Source organism: Myxococcus sp. AM011, assembly GCF_013372595.1.
Lineage (GTDB): Bacteria > Myxococcota > Myxococcia > Myxococcales > Myxococcaceae > Myxococcus > Myxococcus eversor.
Map to the genome: position 1 here is coordinate 1 of NZ_JABXEM010000547.1, position 1,486 is coordinate 1,486.

Below are 1,486 nucleotides of genomic sequence, written 5' to 3' on the forward strand. Positions count from 1 at the left end.
CACTACTGCATCAGGGGTAGGCCGAAGAGGGAATGGGCGGCGGAGGGCTGGGCGGGCAGGCCCTCATTGCATTGGCCGCCATCGGCCCCACTCATGAATGGGGTATGGACTCCTTCATGAACGCCGCCGCGGTGCAGCGGCTTGAGAGGTACTTCCAGCAAATCGGCGAGGTGCTGGGCGAGGAGAGTCGGCGGGGCTCGTTCGCCCTCTACGCGATGGGCCTGCTGGGGGATGGCGAGCGCAAGAGCGTGGAGCCCTTGGCCGCCCGCGCGTGTCCGGACCCCGCGCGGGTGGACGCCATGCACCAGCGACTGTTGCACTTCGCGGTGGACTCGAAGTGGAGCGACCGGGACGTGCGGCGCCAGGCTGCGAGGTATGCGCTGGAGGCGATGACGCAGCAGGCGTCGGTGGAAGCCTGGATTGTGGACGACACGGGCTTCCTCAAGCAGGGCAAGCATTCGGTGGGCGTGCAGCGGCAGTACACCGGCTCGGCGGGGAAGGTGACCAACTGTCAGATTGGCGTCAGCCTCAGCGTGGCCACCCGCACCGAGCACCTGCCCGTCGACTTCGAGTTGTACCTCCCCGAGTGCTGGGCCAGCGACGAGGCGCGTCGCCGCGAGGCCCGCATCCCCGCCGAGGTGGCCTTCAGGACGAAGCCCCAACTGGCGCTGCGAATGATTGAGCGGGCCGTGGAGGACGGGGTGGCTCCGGGCGTCCTCCTGGCGGACACCGCCTATGGCAGCTCCAGCGACTTTCGTGCGCGCCTTCGCTCGCTGGGCTTGCATTACGCGGTGGCAGTGGCCCCACAGACGAGCGTCTCCCTCTTGGATGCGAAGGACCGCCCCCGAAAGGACACTCAAAGCGTTTCGGACCTGGCCCTGCGCCTTCATGAACGAGGCGGCTTCCGACGGTGCACCTGGCGCCAGGGTACGAAAGACGCCTTGTCGGCACGCTTTGCTCTGCGCCGCGTCGTCGCCGCGGGCGTCCCCCTGCGAGAGCAGGAGCCCCTGGGGCTGCTCATTGAGTGGCGCGACGGTGAGCCCGAGCCCGCCAATTACTTCCTGATATCCCTGCCAGAGGGCCGGACGAAGAAGCAGCTCATCCGTCTGGTGATGCAGCGCTGGAGAACCGAACGCGTCTACGAGGACCTCAAGGGGGAACTGGGCCTGGACCATTACGAAGGCCGCCGTTTCCCCGGCTGGCATCACCATGTCTCCGTCGCGCTGTGTTGCTACGCCTTCCTCGTGGCCGAACGCACGTGGCGTTTTCCCCCCTCGGCCCGAAGGGCGGCTGAAGCCCACGCGCAGCCACTCTCGGCCTGAGCGCCACTTCCACGACAGCCTCATCACCGCACGGCTCGCCATGGCGCGAGTGATTGCCTCTTGGTTGCCGCGCTGCCCCACCTGCCACCGCACCAACCCCCACCGCGACTCACGTCGCCTGCTCGGCCTCCCCGTCCACCCATCGGGCCCCTGACGCAGTAGTG

The 1,486-nt window shown here is 67.9% G+C and carries 1 protein-coding gene; it reads left to right on the top strand.

Features of this window, described 5'->3' with window-relative positions; genetic code table 11:
• Positions 1–104: 104 nt before the first annotated feature.
• Complete coding sequence (locus HUW62_RS47215; RefSeq protein ID WP_255204048.1) at positions 105–1,322, top strand: IS701 family transposase; 1,218 nt, start codon at positions 105–107, stop codon at positions 1,320–1,322.
• The last annotated feature ends 164 nt before the right edge of the window (positions 1,323–1,486 follow it).